Raw genomic sequence first — 14,177 nt, 5'->3', positions numbered from 1 at the left:
GCCCCTCTGCTCCTCTGCTCCTCTCGCCCCTCTCGCCCCCCTGCCCCTCCCCCCATCTCCCCTAAAGCTGCCCAAAACCCTTTTTCTTCTTCTCTTTTTTCTTCTTCTTAGCGGGAGCACCGCCGCGCCAGCCGGGTTGACCGGGACGGCTACCCATTCCTGGCATACCCGCCATTCCCGGCATTCCTGGCATACCGCCCATGCCCGGAAATCCGCCCCCCTGACCTAATTGCTGCATCATATTTCGCATTTTCTGGAAATCACTCACCAGTTTTGCTACATCCGCCTCAACGAAGCCAGAACCCTTGGCAATTCTGCGGCGACGGGAAGGAGAACTCGAAAGCAGTTCGGGGTTGCGTCTCTCTTCAGTGGTCATGGAGTTAATCATCGCCTCAGTCCGCCGCAGTTGCACTTCTCCCTTCCGCATATCGTCGTCGGACATCTTATTGAGTCCGGGAATCATCTTCAAAATGCCACCGAGAGAACCCATATTCTTCAGCAGGCGCATTTGTTTGAGGAAGTCGGTAAAGTCAAACTTTGCTGTCAGGATTTTTTCCTGCATTTGTTCAGCGTCGGTGATGTCGATTTCCTCTTGGGCCTTTTCTACCAAGGTGAGGACATCGCCCATGCCTAAAATCCGAGATGCCATGCGATCGGGATAAAATGGTTGCAGGGCTTCCACTTTTTCGCCAACGCCGACAAATTTAATCGGTGCGCCAGATATTTGGCGCACGGAAAGGGCCGCGCCGCCGCGACTGTCGCCGTCCATTTTTGTTAAAATCGCGCCGGTGATGCCGATTTGGTCGTGGAATGTGCGCGTCAGGTTGGCAGCTTCCTGACCGGTCATTGCGTCTACGACTAGGAGGGTTTCGTGAGGTTGAATTGTTTCTTTAATCCTCGCTAACTCCGCCATCATGTCTTGGTCGATTTGCAGACGGCCGGCGGTATCAACAATGACTGTATCTACACCAAGTTCTCTGGCGCGATCGATACCTTGACGGGCAATTTCTACGGGGTCAGTATCTTTTCCTAATTCAAACACGGGCACGTCGATTTGTTTGCCCAGCGTGATTAACTGATCGATCGCAGCAGGCCGATAAATATCGGTAGCCACTAATAAAGTGCTGCGGTTTTGCTTGCGAAGTTGCAATGCTAATTTGGCGGAGGCGGTGGTTTTGCCTGTACCTTGCAAACCGGCCATTAAGACAATTGTGGGGGCGCTGTCTGCGATCGCCAGAGGTGAGTTGGTTTCTCCCATCACCCGCACCAGTTCGTCGTAGACGATTTTGATAAACTGTTGGTCAGGCCGGACACCAGAAATTACTTCGGCTCCTTGAGCCTTGACTGCTACTTCTGCGATAAAATCTTTAACTACTTGCAGGTTGACATCTGCCTCTAAGAGGGCGCGGCGGACTTCCCGCAGAGCTTCTTGAATATTGGCATCGGAAATTTTATCCTGACCGCGCAGTTTTTTCCAGGCGGATTCTAAGCGATCGGCAAGTGCGTCAAACATAATTTGTTAGTTGTTAGATGTTATTTGTTAACGGTCTGTGGTTTTTTCATAATTAAGATATTATAGCTGTCGGTGTCCCAATTCGCAAGTAAATCTGTTGGTTCTGGTGGCGATCGCGCTACTATTACTATCTTTGTACCGTCCCCCTCTGGATGGTCAATGATACCGCCCAGAGAGTGGCGTTACTTCTAAGGAAGATAAGCAAATTGAGTGCCATTGATGCCTAACACGGCTTGATTTGCGGTTTCAAATGTATCTATGAGGTCAAAGTTATCAGCATTTAAAACTATGCCGAGAATTTCTCCGGTGCTGTTAATCCGCACTACCATATCATCAAATTCTCCGTCGCTGTCGAAATCAATGCGATCCTCATCATTGAAACGTAAGTCTAGCTGTGTTAGCCCATCAGTAAGTCCAATGCGATCGCCTTCTCTAAACTGAAAATCAGTGATGACATCTACCTGATTAATATTAAATCCAGCTTCATCTCTTCTGAACACAAAAGTATCCGCACCCTCGCCGCCCGTTAGGAGATCGATACCGCGATCGCCTACTAAAAAATCATTCCCGAAGTCGCCGCTTAAGCGGTCATTTCCTTGACCTCCCCGCAATATATCATCCCCAGAACCACCAAAGAGGAAGTCATCGCCAGAGTCGCCTCTAACTACATCGTTGTTGTCGTTTCCATCGAGGCGATCGCTATCTTTCCCACCGAACAATATATCATTACCTCCCGCACCCCCGATAATATCTTCGCCATCATTACCGAATAGGCGCTCGTTAGAGTCAAAAGACCCAGCAATGGTATCATTGCCACTAAGACCCCAAACTCCGCCGGAAAAAGTAAATAAGTTTCCCGATCCCAGTTGAATATCATCCGCTGTAGGATAGGCTAGAAGACGAGGCCCCCCGCCTACAAATACAGGAAATCCAGTCGGATCGTTGATGAGATTATTAATGAATAAAGGCACAATTACTCCTCAGCAGAATGTAGATAGCTGTTTTCTATATTTAAATTTAAAATCAACCAAATGTCAACTTCGCCTCCATCGCATCAGCGGTTAAGGCGGAGTTGATTAGTAAGTATTCTGGAAATTGGCTAATTAAATTGACCTAATTAAACGTAAGCCAGACTTACGCACATCGATACCAGAAGCCAAGTTTATTTGTAGATATCTAATTGAGAATCTTTAGATTTTTTAGAGAAACCCAATTACTCTGCATAAGCCCTGCCAATTTTTCTGCCCCTTCTTTCTTCTACTTCTACTTATCGGCGTTTACGTCGTAAAAAAGCTAAGAAACCGATAAATCCCAATGTCCCAAAAATCTCAGCGGGTTCCGGGATGGGTTCTGGTTCTGAGGTACTTTCACTATACACCACATCGTCTACAGAATAACTTTCGCGATCGTCAGGTGGAAGCCCTTGAGTTCCCGTTGAAAGCTTCACCGTATTAAATGGGGTATCTGTAACTAACCCCCAAAACTCGCCTTCCAAGGTATTAGCAATTTCCCCTACAAAATACTCATCCCCCAGTAGATCCGCAACTGTTACTGCAATACCTGTACCTGGATCTAGTACACCAGCTAAATTGAAATTTCCACCCCAAGCAAATACAGGTTTAGCAAAGTTCCAAGTATTTGTTTGTTCATTAGTTACTTGATCTTCCCAAGCTCCATTATTGATTACTCCTGGGGAATTGACGCTCACTCCTGGGGGCAAATTAGGGCTGTTAAATTCTTCTGTTTGGAAGGGCTGACCGTTCAGAGCATTTTGCCACTCCGTTTTATTCGCGTACAACGTGAAGCTAAAAGCCTCAGCCCTTTCTGGTAAACTTAAAACTGACAAACCGATAAATGCCGAGCCAGCCACAGCCATTGACAGATTTTTGATTGTAGTTGATGTACCCATAACACTGGTTCCTCAAAAAAGGTGAGTATTCACAGTGACTCTCCTGACTCGGTGTCCTTAGCTGGTAGAATAGCTAGGTCTACAAATAGCTATATCCTTACCTGGCTTGTGAGTGTGGGTCAAAGCTTTCCGCCAGGACTCCCGTCTCAGTAAAATCCACATCCTGATATGGGATAATTTTACTTTATTCTCTATTCCATAGTTGAAATTACTTAAAAATTATCGTTTTAGAGGACGATAGTGCGAAAGTGAGTAATATTGCTTACGTAATATTACTGAGGACGGGATTGATACCATGTCCGGTTAAATACTGGTCATTGTTCGCGGTGCTCCGCGCAGTTGCGAGGGTACGGATCTTGCCCGAAGCAATCGCAGGGTGTTGAGATTGCTTCGCTTCCCGCCACGCTTCGCTCGCGGCTTCGGCTTTTCGCAATGACACATCGTAAGTAATTTGCCGGACATAAAATGATCCCTCTTTTGTCACTTCGGGGAGATAATTTTCTGGAACTACTGGTCTTATCCCTGATGAAATGGAGGCTAAGGCTGCTACTGCTGATGAAATTGGTGCTAAGTATGGGAATTTACAATTCTCTAAAGATGAGCAAGAGGGGATGTTTTTTGAAGTGGGAGATTGCATTATTAGCGTGTATGCTAATAATGAGTATTTCACGGTAGGGAAGTAGAAATTAGGGTGGGCATTTTGCCCACCTTAGTTAAATAGGGCTGATTGAAATGAAATCCAAAGCGGAGTCGATGGTAAGAGAGCGTAAACTATTTAGACTGCCCTAATTCTCTCCATCTTTGTTGTTAAGTTCACTCAAAATAAATTATGTTGGAAAGTTTACTAGAAAGCAACGAGTCTATTATTCTCGATCGCGAGGGACGAGAGTATCACCTGAAAGTAGCTGGAGAGGAAGACCAATATTTTATTGCCAAGCTCCTGTACCGTAACAGCGAAGTTGGTAGAATTCAATGCGTTTTTAATCCGCGTGGTGAATTGGTGATAAACGATCTCTTTATTCACAATGATATAATTCATACTCCCCCACACTTATTAGCAGTTCTTTGGAGACTCCTAGTCAAACCCAAGCCAATCGATTATCGTCAAAGAGGGTTGGGAACTCATCTATTACAGTTTGTAATAGCGAGATATCGTCAGCGGGGATTCAAACGGATATACGGTTCTCTAACTCAAGAAGACATCAATAATAATCCGAACCTTGTCAAATGGTACGAGAAGCTTGGATTTCAGATACTTCCACCTTCAGCGGAGAACATTGAAACCGCAGTTTGCGGAATTTCTATGGATTTAGAAGAGAAATCAAGTTAATTAAATCATCTGGAGAGGCGATTACCACAAACTAGCTGATCAATAAACAGCGAGTATAGCGATCGCAGTATTTGGAAGAACAAGGTTAGTAGCGATATTATTTAAAAAGGGATTTCATCATCATCATCCTCATCTTCTTCCACAGCCTTAGCCGTCATCCGCCAAGTATTAATATACTCAATTTGCACATCAATTTGATTAATCGCTTCCCCTAACCGTCTTTTAATATATTCCGTCAAAGTCACCGTAAAATCTAACTCAACTCCCACAGACTGCACCAATCTTGCTAACGCCGCAAAATCCACCTTTAAAATAGAAGAACTCCCTAATTTAAAATGAGGAGTATTCGATTTTTCCTGCACAATCATCGCATTTTTCACTCGCTCTTTCAAATGAGCAACTTCTGAATCTAACAACTTCCACTCAGGCAAAATTTCTCTATGCCTTTCCCCCAATGCAATTAAATCCTCATCTTCTGGTGCTAGCGTAATTTTCTGAGGTGATTTCCGCCGCTGCTGTACAGCAGAAGTTAACCGAAAACTAGAAATTTCCTCAATTTGCAATGAGGGATGAGAGATTAATTTACCTAATTGTTTTTGAACTTCCTTAGTTAGAGTCACTGGAAAATTTAGCTCAATCCCCTGACTTTCTGCCAAATTTGCCAAAGTCATAAAATCAACTTTCATCGTTGTAGAACTAGATAGTTTAAAATAAGAATTATTAGTCACATTTTGTGCCTGCATCCCTGCTTTCATCCGTTCTTTAATCTCAGCAATCTCTGAATCTAGAGGTTTCCACTGCGCCTCTATTTCCTGATATTGCTCTCCCAATAATGTCAAGTTTTCCGTTGCGGAATCAGGGCAATATTCATCAACTATTTCTATTAAATGGCTATGAACTTCAGCTAAATAAACCACATCCATCTTGGCATATTCTAGCTGCTTCTCAGTCAGAGGACGTTTGCCCCAATCGCCTCCCTGTTCTGCTTTATCTACATTGGGAATGCCACAAAGAGCCTCGATTAAAGTTTTAAGTTTGTGATTAGGTAATGGTAAAACATAGTAAGGAATCTTTCTCGCCAATTTTAAAGTGCAAGTAATATTTTGAGCGCGATCGTTCCCCAGAAATCTGATATCATAGCTGGCATTGTGCATCACTTTTTCAATATCAGGATTTGCCATGATTTTGTCAATAAAATCTACCGTCAATTCCGGTTGTTCTAAGACATCTAGCAGAAAAGAAGCATTTCCTGTTAAATCATTAGCATCAGCCAACACCTGAATTAGAGATAGTGTAGGGTTAAATTTATAGTCTGCTACTTCTGTATCAATCCACAAAATTTTAGCTTGAGAAAATTTAGCAATCAGTGCTTTAATATCATTAGCTGCTGTTAAATAAGGCATTTTAGAGATTTTAGCTATTAATCTGATAATTATACAGTTAACAGTTAACAGTTAACAGTTAACAGTTAACCATTAACAAATTACCAATGAAAAAACGGGCTAACCCGTATATGGTTAACCCGCAAGCTTGGGAACGCGCAGATAAATTAGTTTTGCACAACCAGTTTGACGTTGGCATTTTGCAAACCGCGTTGTTTTACTGCTGCCAAAGTTTTGTTCACAGCGTACTTCTGGTTGATAGAATTGATCAACTCAGTTTGGTTGTGCTTTTTGGCAACGCCCCAGAGGTCAGCAATCAGGTCAAAAGAACCGTCGCTGTTGCGAGACCAACCCAAGTCATACTCACCTTCGAGAACTGCAACGATGTCAGAGCGAACGCGCTGGCCATTGTAGCCCCGCACATCAGCTTCAGACTTCACATTGATACCCAGGTCGCGCAGGGAAGCCTTCAGGATTTCGGCATCGGTGATTTTGGTACGGAGTGTGCTAAAGTGTGACATTGGGATTTCCTCCTAATAGAACTGAGAAACAAAAACAACGGTTTGGATTTAACAGTGCCGCTAGGCGGCTTTTTTTGAAACTGCTAGCAAGGGAAGTGCTAGCCTTTGCTCCTGGGAAGAACCAGGAGAAAGCTTTTTAGAACTCCATTCGCTGATATTCAGCGACTGAAGATGCAGCCGGCCGCGCACGCTGTCTGGCCCAGTCACGCAGAGCCGTGACTTGTTCGCTCATGGTTTTTGACAGCGGCATTGTGGATTTAATCGCGGCAATGATATCTAACTGCGTGAACTCTCTATCTTGAGCGAAGGCTTCGTACATTGCTGCAACCAGCGCTTGCTCAATCTCGGCACCTGAGAAGCCATCGGAGACATTGGAAAGTTGTTCTAAATCGAAGCGAGCAATGTCTCGACGACGTTTGGACAGGTGAATCTTAAAAATATCTTGGCGTTCTTCTTTAGTGGGTAAATCCACGAAGAACAGTTCGTCAAAGCGCCCTTTTCTCAGAAATTCCCCAGGTAAGCGTTCTACGCGGTTAGCCGTCGCCATTACAAATACGGGGGATTTTTTCTCCTGCATCCAGGTGAGGAAGGAACCAAATATCCGGCTGGATGTGCCGCCGTCAGAGTCAGCGGAACCGCTGTTACCTGCAAAGGCTTTGTCCAGTTCGTCAATGAAGAGGATGGCTGGAGAGATAGATTCAGCGGTTTTGAGGGCGTTGCGGAGGTTGGCTTCAGAGCGACCCACCATTGAGCCGTCGTAGACTCTACCCATATCTAAGCGTAGCAAGGGTAGCGACCAGAGCCGAGCTGTGGTTTTGGCAATTAAGGATTTACCGCATCCAGGTACGCCCAGAATTAGCATTCCTTTAGGTTGGGGCAAGCCGTACTCTCTGGCCCGCTCTGTAAAAGCGTTGGAACGTTGCCGCAGCCACCGCTTTAGTTCTTCCAAACCGCCTACAGCATCAAGAGTTTCGTCTTCTTCGATAAACTCCAGAATACCGTTGCGTCGGATGAGCTGCTTCTTTTCAGACAGGATGATATCTACTTCTTCTTCTGTCAGGCGACCTGTCGTTACCTGAGCTTTGCGGTAAACTTTTTCGGCTTCGTCCTTGGTCAAACCCAAGGCGGCTTTGAGCAGTTTTTCACGCGCTTCGGTACTGATGCGGCGCGGTTTAGCTTGCTCTAATTGCTTTGACAATACCTGATTTAGTTCCTTCATGTCCGGCAGGGGGAAGTCTAAAACAATTACTTCCTTTTCTAGTTCGATGGGAACTTGCTGCACGGGGGACATGAGAATGATAGTTTTTTGCGTGCCTTTGAAGCTGGCGATCGCATCCCGCAACCACCTAGTAACAGGAGGAGAATCTATAAAAGGATGCAAATCTTTAAATATATAGATGCCAGCATTGCTATTTGGTTCTTTCTGCCGGATCACCCATTCAATCGCTGCCTCTGGCGAGACTGTATTATGCTGAGTGGTGGTGCGGGGTTGACCATACTCTACGATACCGTGAGTTACTGTCCAGACGAATACCCGTCGCTGGGGCTTGGTTTGTGCAATTGTCGCAATTGCCTGCTCAGACCGCTCCTCCTCAGAAGTCATGAGGTAGATCAGAGGATATTGAGCTTGGATTAGAATGTTGATTTCTTCTTGCATATTCCTCGATCCGTTTGAGTCGGTGCCATCATTGCTAAATCTCAATGCCCCCAGCATCTGATTCTGAACGCAACCAGTGCTCGCCACCCTTTCAGGTAGAAGGGAAAGATTAGCAGGGAACTAATTCTTCCTCTCCCGGTTGAGCAGTGCTGCTTGCCGTTTGCACCTGCTTTACTGGAAGCTCCTGTTCACCCACTAGGCTCGGCTGACCTTTTAATGAAACCAGATCTCCTTCTCGGATGACAACTGAACTGGTACATTCGGGACAAGCGTATACCCGATGAGTTTGTCCATAAGATGTCTCTACTTCATCAACCAGTTCTGAGTTGTTTAGGTAGAATACAATTGCTCTTTCGGCAATCGCTGACATCGGTTCGGATTCAACCGCCGCTTTGATTTTGAGTTGGCGGTGGAGTTCGGGTGGTAGGTATAAGGTAACTTTTTGCTTATCTTGCATATGACAGTGAATTGGCTTACCCGGGTATGTATTTAACAATAGCGGCTCTCTTTTTTGATGTCAAGACTCTATGCTGCTTTAGCGGCACTATTGTAATATTTCGTTACATTTGATGGTTGTTGGTGGTTCGTAGTTAGCTGTAAGTGCTTTATGGTAGGCGGTTCTATGCCTTATTACTTAAAAAGATTAGTTTGCGGTGTGGCTCTGGGGGCGGCGCTGTTGGGCTGTAGTTCGCCAGCTACTATCCATTCAGGGAGTTGGCAGACTTATCACAATGCCCGTTATAACTTCGAGTTCCTGTATCCTGATAACTGGTTAGCTGCGGAAGCCCCGGCAAATGGAGATGGTCAAGCATTCAACGATCCGAAAAACCCAGCAGTGGAGATTCGCGGCTGGGCTGGCTATAATGTGCCTGGGGTGACTGGTAAGCAACGAGACAAGCATAATACTGGTAAGCAACGAGACCAGAATAATAATATAGATATAGATAGAGCCAAACCTTTACACCGGAATTTCACTACGGAGCAAGGCTTATCGGGGCAACTTAAGGTGAATTTGGGTTCGCAAGTCAGCTCGATGACGCTGACGCTGGTGGAAGGGGACGTGCGTTACAATTTTCAGGGAAAAGCACCTAGTAAACAATTTGCGGATTATTACAAGTTTTTTTACTACGTTGCTAGTCAATATCGGGTATTACCAGAGCCGAAGTAACTGTTACTCGCCTTAAACCTGAAGAGTACCTATTTAATAAAAGTAACTACTTAACATGAATGATTCGGACTGATTGAGTTAATCAGTCTTGATTATCCTCCAGATTACGCTGATTTAGGAGAATATCAAGCATCCGTCTTGTCTCAATTCTCAAACCCACAATTTCTTCTTGCTGGCGATCCATCCTTTGAAATAACTGTTCCCGTTCTTCCCTTGCCTCTGCTGCCGCATTAGCTAACGCTTGAATAACCCTAGCATTACTCTCTATCAAGCGATTGTTATTCTCTGTCGCGATCGCTATACTATCAACCCGGTTAGTCAGACTTTCTACTGAACTAGCTAGACGATCTAGCCTATCATCATCCCAGCGCTCTGTAGTCATATATTTTTCTGCTGGCGACTTAGTGGTAGAGGATTTTGCAATTAGCAATTACAATTACCAAGTAGCTATTACCTATTACCAAATTTTAAACAATATCCTTGCGTTTCTGCACAAAGAAAATCAGAGCAAACATAATCAGCATTTGCAAGATCAAAATGCCCCAATATAGAGTTACATTCACCTTAAACATTTTACCATATTTGTTGTAAAAATTCTCAATTAATGCTTCTCCACCCTTAATAGTTCCCTCATATTTCCCCTTCCATTCGCTGTAATCTTTTTGCCAAGTGTCAATCTGTGATTTATATTTGTCAACCTTTTGCTCATAGCTATCTAACTCGCGGGGGTCACTCGGCGCTTTACCTGGATCTTCGGGCTTTGGTGGTTCAATCCTATCTATAACAGCATCATATTTGCTCTTGATTCCGGGAAATTGGCATTTCTTAAAAAGGTTTTCACCCAAACATTGACACTGCTGTTTTTTCTCGTCTTGTGTTAATTTATTTCGCTCTTTTTCTGGTAATTCCCAACAGGAATCCTCGGCTACATTTCGCCCTAAACTTGTTAGCGTTACTAAGGATTCAAAAGACCATTTTGTAATTGTCACCTGGTTAACAATGCGGCCCGGTGCTCCCAAGGCATCTATAGATAACATTCCGCCGCCAAAGGTAATTTGGGGAACTAAAAAGATAATTGTTAACAAAGGCGCGATATTCTGATTAGGTGAAATAGCGGAAACTAAAAGCCCCATCATCATGCCGGCAATGGTGGCAAGCACTAATGTTAAGTACATTGCGCCTAAAACTTCATTGCCACCGGGAATATCTACGGCTAGTTTTTTAAATAGTAAGAAAATCCCCGCTTGATACAAAGCTAAAAGTATGCCTACCCAAACTTTTGATAAAATATAGGGAATAATTTGCAGGCCGATCATCCGTTCGCGGAGATAGATATCTATTTCTTTGACAATTTCCCGCATTGTGCCTAAACTGCCGACCATGACAGCAATTAAAGCGGTGACAAATAGCATTGTAATTGCCTGACCTGCATCGCCTTTTTCTACGTCAAATATGCCGCGTTTCCAGGTGACAAAATCCAGCAAGCCTAAAATCGGCGCGATCGCCAGCATCAAAAATAAACCAGCCTTATCCTGAAGCAGGATAGCAATATTGCGCTGCGACAAAATCCCAAATTCCCTTACCGCCGCTACTCGCCTACCTCTATTGGGTGGCTGTTGCTTGGCGGGGCGTTGCTGGGGGGCGGCGGGTGATGGGGTGGGTAATGTCCGCTGGCGATCGCGCACGTATTTTTGATATTGTGGTGAACTGAGATAGCGTTCCTGCCAATATTCCGGCGAGTTTTCGTGTTCGACTTTGCGGTAAATTTCATTGAATTTCTGCACCCCAAAGTATTGAGGCGCTTCGTTTGGCGGCCCGAAGTAAGCGACTTTACCGCCTTTGGCCATAAATACTACTAAGTCGCACAGAATAACGTTCTCAGTCGCATGAGTGATCAGCAAAATTGTGCGACCAGAATCTGCCAGCTTTCGCAATAATTGCATAATCTCGCTTTCTGTGCCGGGGTCGAGTCCTGATGTGGCTTCATCTAGGAAAAATAAGCTAGGTTTGGTGAGGAGTTCTACACCCATTGAAACTCGTTTAAGTTGGCCGCCGCTGAGGGCTTTAACTTGTACGTTTTCACGACCAATTAAGTTTAAATCTTTAATAACTTCGCTAATTCTTTTTTTACGTTCGGCTTTAGTTGTATCAGCAGGCATCCGCAATTTGGCGGCGTAATCAAGCGCTTGATATACTGTTAATTCGGTGTGAATAATGTCTTTTTGGGGGACATAACCGAGGTCGTTGCGGTAGGCGTTGAAATTTTTGTAGAGGTTAACGCCATTAATTAAAACTTCGCCACTGGTAGCGGGCCGAAAACCGTTGAGGGCATCAAGAAGAGTAGATTTACCGCCGCCGCTAACTCCGGCGATAACGATGAATTCGCGGGCGTGAATTGTCAGGGAGATTTCGTCTAAGATTTTGATACCTTTGCCGACGATTTTTGTTAAGTTAACGGCATCAAGGCGCAGGTTGCCTTCTTCGCTATAACCCACAAGAGTTTCGTCGATATTTAAGACAAAGCGGTAGGGGCCGATGCGGATGTTATCGTTGACTTTGAGGATGCGATCGCCCAAAATTTCCTTACCATTGACATAAGTGCCGTTGGTGGAAGTCAAATCTTTAACTACAACTGAACCGTTGCGCCGTTCGATTCGGGCATGAAAGCGCGATACCGTTGGATGGTTGATGGGGATATCGTTTTGGGCATCGCGCCCGATGGTGAAGGCATTTCTCCCCTGCAAGTCTAAGTGGGCGGTAAAGACTGTTTGTTCTCCCATGTTCGCGGCAACTGTAGCTGCTGTTACTTGGTTAGCAGCTACAGGTATTGGGGCAATGTGGGCGGCAATTTTGAAGCGCAATTCGATGCCGCCAATGCGGATTGTATCGCCGTCTGCGAGGGGGTAAGGTGTGTTGGGTTTGACTTGGACGTTGTTAAGGCGGAGGCCATCGGTACTGTTGAGGTCGGCGAGGATGTAGCGATCGCCTTGCCATACTATTTGGGCGTGATGGCGGGAAATCAAGGGCTCGTTCAGGATCAGATGATTGTCAGTAGCGCGGCCTATGGTAATAACATCGCTGTTAAATGAGAATTTCGAGATTGGATCGTTGCCTTTGCGAATTTCAATATAGGCGGGAGATGCGGGCATAGGACTTTTTTTAGCAGTGCCAAGATATTTATCTCATATTTTGGGATGTTTATGTCAAATGTTTTGGTAAAGTTATTTCTGTTTACCATCAAGTTAAGTTACACTGCAATTTAGTCATATATGCGTTAATTATTTCATAATCTGAAGATTACCTATTTAATTATCCGATTTTTAACATATTGTTTCATAACTGGATTGAGACTAAAAAATGTGGTTTTACCCTGTTCTTCTGCCTCCAGAAATAACCGCATTCCCAAGGATTGCATGGCATTTAATAAGTCTGATGTCGATAATTGTACTGTCTTGATAATTTGCGGTAAAGAAACGGGTTCATTTTCCTCAGCCAACTGAATCATTATTGCCATTTCTGGCTGCGTTAGACGCTGGAATTGTTGGTCTAATTGCGATCGCAGAGATTCGCTTAAAATCACGCCGTCGCATTGCAAAAACTCGGAGACGCTTCCACCAAATAAGTCTTGTACGATCGTGGTGGTTAATTCTAGCCAGAGAGGATTGCCTTGATAAGTATTAATCAAAATTTCCCAATCATCATCATCTGATAATTTCTGCTGTTTGAGAATTTCTTTGGCAGCGATTCCTAAGCTACCGAATACTAACGAATGCACGTAGTTATTTACTCTTTCTAATTTAGCAATTTCTCTAGATTTTTCCCAACTAATCAAGATTAAGCAACTGTAGTGACAAACTTCGGCAATTAGTTTAAAAAATAGCTGATAATCTTCATATCCACTTTTATATTGTCCCGCTAGTTGTCCGCTGCTAAAAAGCATCTGTACGTCATCAAGGATAATCAGACAGCGATGCTTGCGGAGGTAGTCGAGAAGTTGGGAAATTTGGGTTTCAATGTTTTGCGGAATGTCTGTTTTTTCAGAGAAGATTTGCAGGAGATTGGTAAGAGTTGTATTAAGGGTGGGGGAAAATTGAAGACTGCGATAAATTACGTAATCAAAGTTAGTTTTGATTTGTTCTATGAGTCGGAGTGCGAGGGTGGTTTTGCCTATTCCGCTGATTCCCAGAAGTGCGATGAGGCGCGATCGATCTTGTAATATCCAGGTTTCGAGGGTGGTGAGTTGGGGAGTGCGATCGTAGAAGTTGAAGATTTCCGGTGCGTCGCCTAAGTCGATGTGGGGTTGAGTTGGGGTTTCTGGTGGGTTTTGAGGAGAGGAGGGCGATCGGGCTTTTTCTGGACAAACATTGACGTTATTAACTGTTACATTATCATTACCGATAGTTTGCGAGTAATTATAAAATCTTGCTCTTTCTAGTTTAGCTCTAACATTTACTTTACTAACTTTTTCTCCTAATACCTCTGATAGTAGCTTCCATAATTCAGCAGCAGCAACCCTAACATAACCTTCAGTACAATCACGGTCTTGCGCTACTTTTGTTGCATATTTTCGACCTTGGAGCACTTCTTTTAAAATAGCCTCTTGCAGGTCGTCTAAGTGCTTCCCTGTTTTGGCAAAGACTCTTTCATCAGCAAATATTAAGACTTCCTTAAGCTCCATATATCGCGTTTGGGGTAAC

Annotated in this window: 14 protein-coding genes; 3 read left to right on the top strand and 11 right to left on the bottom strand. The window is 44.3% G+C overall.

Annotation, left to right across the window (positions count from 1 at the left end):
* Positions 1-61 precede the first annotated feature (61 nt).
* From ffh to OSCIL6407_RS33445, 4 genes are all read right to left on the bottom strand, one after another.
* Positions 62-1,513 (bottom strand): signal recognition particle protein, encoded by a 1,452-nt coding sequence (gene ffh / locus OSCIL6407_RS0114305; RefSeq protein WP_007356770.1) that lies wholly within the window; start codon positions 1,511-1,513, stop codon positions 62-64.
* 188 nt (positions 1,514-1,701) lie between these two features.
* Positions 1,702-2,484: a calcium-binding protein gene (locus tag OSCIL6407_RS0114300; RefSeq protein WP_007356769.1), complete on the bottom strand. Its 783-nt coding sequence runs from the start codon at positions 2,482-2,484 to the stop codon at positions 1,702-1,704.
* A 296-nt stretch (positions 2,485-2,780) separates the two neighbouring features.
* Positions 2,781-3,422 (bottom strand): PEP-CTERM sorting domain-containing protein, encoded by a 642-nt coding sequence (locus OSCIL6407_RS0114295; RefSeq protein WP_007356768.1) that lies wholly within the window; start codon positions 3,420-3,422, stop codon positions 2,781-2,783.
* Positions 3,423-3,684: 262 nt separating this feature from the next.
* Positions 3,685-3,906 carry a hypothetical protein gene (locus OSCIL6407_RS33445; RefSeq protein ID WP_007356766.1) on the bottom strand — a complete coding sequence of 74 codons (222 nt, stop codon included), beginning with the start codon at positions 3,904-3,906 and terminating at the stop codon, positions 3,685-3,687.
* 46 nt (positions 3,907-3,952) lie between these two features.
* Between OSCIL6407_RS33445 and OSCIL6407_RS34290 the strand changes: the two genes are divergently transcribed.
* Together OSCIL6407_RS34290 and OSCIL6407_RS0114285 are read left to right on the top strand one after the other, a co-directional pair.
* A complete protein-coding gene (locus OSCIL6407_RS34290; RefSeq protein WP_007356765.1) occupies positions 3,953-4,105 on the top strand; it encodes a hypothetical protein in 153 nt (50 codons plus the stop codon).
* A gap of 146 nt (positions 4,106-4,251) precedes the next feature.
* The gene (locus OSCIL6407_RS0114285; RefSeq protein WP_007356764.1) at positions 4,252-4,752 is read left to right on the top strand and encodes a GNAT family N-acetyltransferase; all 501 of its coding nucleotides are present in this window, start codon (positions 4,252-4,254) and stop codon (positions 4,750-4,752) included.
* A 101-nt stretch (positions 4,753-4,853) separates the two neighbouring features.
* Here the strand turns inward: OSCIL6407_RS0114285 and OSCIL6407_RS0114280 are convergent, their stop codons facing one another.
* The 4 genes from OSCIL6407_RS0114280 to OSCIL6407_RS0114260 all read right to left on the bottom strand — a co-directional run bounded on the left by OSCIL6407_RS0114280 (position 4,854) and on the right by OSCIL6407_RS0114260 (position 8,769).
* Positions 4,854-6,155: a ribonuclease D gene (locus tag OSCIL6407_RS0114280; RefSeq protein WP_007356763.1), complete on the bottom strand. Its 1,302-nt coding sequence runs from the start codon at positions 6,153-6,155 to the stop codon at positions 4,854-4,856.
* A gap of 146 nt (positions 6,156-6,301) precedes the next feature.
* The gene (locus OSCIL6407_RS0114275; protein WP_007356762.1) at positions 6,302-6,655 is read right to left on the bottom strand and encodes a DUF1257 domain-containing protein; all 354 of its coding nucleotides are present in this window, start codon (positions 6,653-6,655) and stop codon (positions 6,302-6,304) included.
* 136 nt (positions 6,656-6,791) lie between these two features.
* Entirely contained in the window at positions 6,792-8,312 is a 1,521-nt protein-coding gene (gene ycf46 / locus OSCIL6407_RS0114265; RefSeq protein WP_007356760.1) for a stress-responsive protein Ycf46, read from the bottom strand.
* A gap of 109 nt (positions 8,313-8,421) precedes the next feature.
* Positions 8,422-8,769 (bottom strand): hypothetical protein, encoded by a 348-nt coding sequence (locus OSCIL6407_RS0114260; RefSeq protein ID WP_007356759.1) that lies wholly within the window; start codon positions 8,767-8,769, stop codon positions 8,422-8,424.
* 165 nt (positions 8,770-8,934) lie between these two features.
* On the opposite strand from OSCIL6407_RS0114260, the gene OSCIL6407_RS0114255 reads away from it, so the two are divergent.
* Complete coding sequence (locus OSCIL6407_RS0114255) at positions 8,935-9,480, top strand: hypothetical protein (RefSeq protein ID WP_234708776.1); 546 nt, start codon at positions 8,935-8,937, stop codon at positions 9,478-9,480.
* Between the two features lie 82 nt (positions 9,481-9,562).
* On the opposite strand, the gene OSCIL6407_RS0114250 is transcribed toward OSCIL6407_RS0114255, so the two are convergent.
* From OSCIL6407_RS0114250 to OSCIL6407_RS0114240, 3 genes are all read right to left on the bottom strand, one after another.
* Positions 9,563-9,862, bottom strand: a complete 300-nt coding sequence (locus tag OSCIL6407_RS0114250; RefSeq protein WP_007356757.1) for a hypothetical protein — start codon at positions 9,860-9,862, stop codon at positions 9,563-9,565.
* A gap of 85 nt (positions 9,863-9,947) precedes the next feature.
* Positions 9,948-12,629 carry an FHA domain-containing protein gene (locus OSCIL6407_RS0114245; protein ID WP_007356756.1) on the bottom strand — a complete coding sequence of 894 codons (2,682 nt, stop codon included), beginning with the start codon at positions 12,627-12,629 and terminating at the stop codon, positions 9,948-9,950.
* Positions 12,630-12,781: 152 nt separating this feature from the next.
* On the bottom strand, positions 12,782-14,158 hold the full coding sequence (locus OSCIL6407_RS0114240; RefSeq protein ID WP_007356755.1) for an AAA family ATPase: 1,377 nt from the start codon (positions 14,156-14,158) through the stop codon (positions 12,782-12,784).
* Positions 14,159-14,177 lie beyond the last annotated feature (19 nt).

Origin of the sequence: Kamptonema formosum PCC 6407 (assembly GCF_000332155.1) — a bacterium.
GTDB lineage: Bacteria > Cyanobacteriota > Cyanobacteriia > Cyanobacteriales > Microcoleaceae > Kamptonema > Kamptonema formosum.
Note: the sequence above shows the minus strand (reverse complement) of the source record. Positions and strands in the feature narration are given on the sequence as shown.

Bases quoted from the DNA above. Each gene is read 5' to 3' on its own strand.
- OSCIL6407_RS0114260 (WP_007356759.1), bottom strand. From the start codon at position 8,769: ATGCAAGATAAGCAAAAAGTTACCTTATACCTACCACCCGAACTCCAC.
- OSCIL6407_RS0114285 (WP_007356764.1), top strand. From the start codon at position 4,252: ATGTTGGAAAGTTTACTAGAAAGCAACGAGTCTATTATTCTCGATCGC.
- OSCIL6407_RS0114295 (WP_007356768.1), bottom strand. From the start codon at position 3,422: ATGGGTACATCAACTACAATCAAAAATCTGTCAATGGCTGTGGCTGGC.
- OSCIL6407_RS0114280 (WP_007356763.1), bottom strand. From the start codon at position 6,155: ATGCCTTATTTAACAGCAGCTAATGATATTAAAGCACTGATTGCTAAA.
- ycf46 (WP_007356760.1), bottom strand. From the start codon at position 8,312: ATGCAAGAAGAAATCAACATTCTAATCCAAGCTCAATATCCTCTGATC.
- OSCIL6407_RS0114250 (WP_007356757.1), bottom strand. From the start codon at position 9,862: ATGACTACAGAGCGCTGGGATGATGATAGGCTAGATCGTCTAGCTAGT.
- OSCIL6407_RS0114240 (WP_007356755.1), bottom strand. From the start codon at position 14,158: ATGGAGCTTAAGGAAGTCTTAATATTTGCTGATGAAAGAGTCTTTGCC.
- OSCIL6407_RS34290 (WP_007356765.1), top strand. From the start codon at position 3,953: ATGGAGGCTAAGGCTGCTACTGCTGATGAAATTGGTGCTAAGTATGGG.
- ffh (WP_007356770.1), bottom strand. From the start codon at position 1,513: ATGTTTGACGCACTTGCCGATCGCTTAGAATCCGCCTGGAAAAAACTG.
- OSCIL6407_RS0114255 (WP_234708776.1), top strand. From the start codon at position 8,935: ATGCCTTATTACTTAAAAAGATTAGTTTGCGGTGTGGCTCTGGGGGCG.
- OSCIL6407_RS0114275 (WP_007356762.1), bottom strand. From the start codon at position 6,655: ATGTCACACTTTAGCACACTCCGTACCAAAATCACCGATGCCGAAATC.
- OSCIL6407_RS0114245 (WP_007356756.1), bottom strand. From the start codon at position 12,629: ATGCCCGCATCTCCCGCCTATATTGAAATTCGCAAAGGCAACGATCCA.